The 1347-nt window shown below is 47.0% G+C and carries 1 protein-coding gene and 1 pseudogene; one reads left to right on the top strand and one right to left on the bottom strand.

The window, feature by feature from the left end:
• A pseudogene (locus PSE7429_RS22765) lies at positions 1-1036 on the top strand (hypothetical protein); the annotation flags it as partial.
• 2 nt (positions 1037-1038) lie between these two features.
• On the opposite strand, the gene PSE7429_RS27445 reads toward PSE7429_RS22765, so the two are convergent.
• Positions 1039-1347, bottom strand: a 309-nt coding sequence (locus PSE7429_RS27445) for an IS1 family transposase (protein WP_267879033.1), incomplete at its 5' end; no start/stop codon positions are given.

Genomic DNA, 1347 nt, shown 5'->3' with positions numbered 1-1347 from the left:
TAGCATCGAAGGAGTGACTATCCTGATTGTCCAAGACAAAGAGCATCGCACCGATGACTGTCACGGCAAAATTAGCCATGAATTGCTTAACCAACTGCGCCAAAGCGAAGACTTTGTCATCCCCGCCAATACCCCATTCCAATTTCGCGCAGGAATCGCCAATCAATGGGTAGCCAAAGGAACCTTACAACTCAGCCTAAACTGCCCCAAAGGCCTCGACCTAATTCTGCCATTATCATGTTTTAAAGGACATAAACCAGCGTTAGGTATCCATAAACTCGCCAACCTAAAACTAGGAATTGTCAACTTCGCCCAAAAGCGGCGAGTCAAGACCTCCTATACCGTCTGGCAATGGTTTAGCCAACAAGCGATCGCCCAAGATGTCTTACCCACCACCCAACAGAAAGCGGAAACCCTAGTCGCCGCGCAGAGAGACATCAAACAACTCTGCCAACTCGTACAAACAGAGCAATGGGTTAAAACAGACGACCCCGAAGCCGAACCCAACGAAGAAGAAGCCGATGGCAAAATCCTCGCGGAAATCCTCAAACATGACATTCACGGACAACTGCTCGAACATCCCTATGTGGTGCGAAAGATTGAGGACTTAGTAAGAAGAAGGTGGTTAACCCTAGCCACCAGTGGCGGTATCAATTTCTCCAGTTTCATGGCACAACCCTGTCCCGAACTGGGAGAACTCGAAATGAGTATCCCCGAAATGCCCGAAGGCGAATATGTCGGATTCCGCTATCCCATCCGCGATCGCAATGACCTACAGATTTGGACAAACAAACACATCAAAGGCTTAAACCAACAGGGAACCATGTATGTCAACCCAGACATCGCCCGTGACTATTGCGGCATGGACTTTGATGGTGATACCTTCTGCGTGAAATCCGTCCATAAACTACCTGAAATCGCCAAAGAAATCCGTCAGCACCATATCAAGCCCACCACCTACAAACCCGACAAAGTGCCAGTACAAGGCACATTAGCCGAAGTCGCCTTCAGATCGACCGAAAACCAAATCGGGTAGTCCTAAAAAGGAAAGGACGCACACGGAGGTAAAGAAGTGTTGTAATGATGAATAAAATTCCAAATGGCACCAATGTGATTTTCCAACTTCTTAGAAAAGGATAAGGTCTTTCTAACTAGTCTAGATACTCGTTGACGTAACGTACAGTTGAATCGCTCAATATAGTTGGTCTTTCCCGTTTCTTTACCGACTGCCCTATGACGTTTGCTGGGAAGGACAACTGGATAAGACGAGTAGAAATCAGTGTAAATAATCGCACATTGTCGATAGACACTAGGCAACGATTCCCATAACTTTTGAGCTGAGTCCCC

It is taken from the genome of Pseudanabaena biceps PCC 7429, assembly GCF_000332215.1.
Classification (GTDB): domain Bacteria; phylum Cyanobacteriota; class Cyanobacteriia; order Pseudanabaenales; family Pseudanabaenaceae; genus Pseudanabaena; species Pseudanabaena biceps.
Note: the sequence above shows the minus strand (reverse complement) of the source record. Positions and strands in the feature narration are given on the sequence as shown.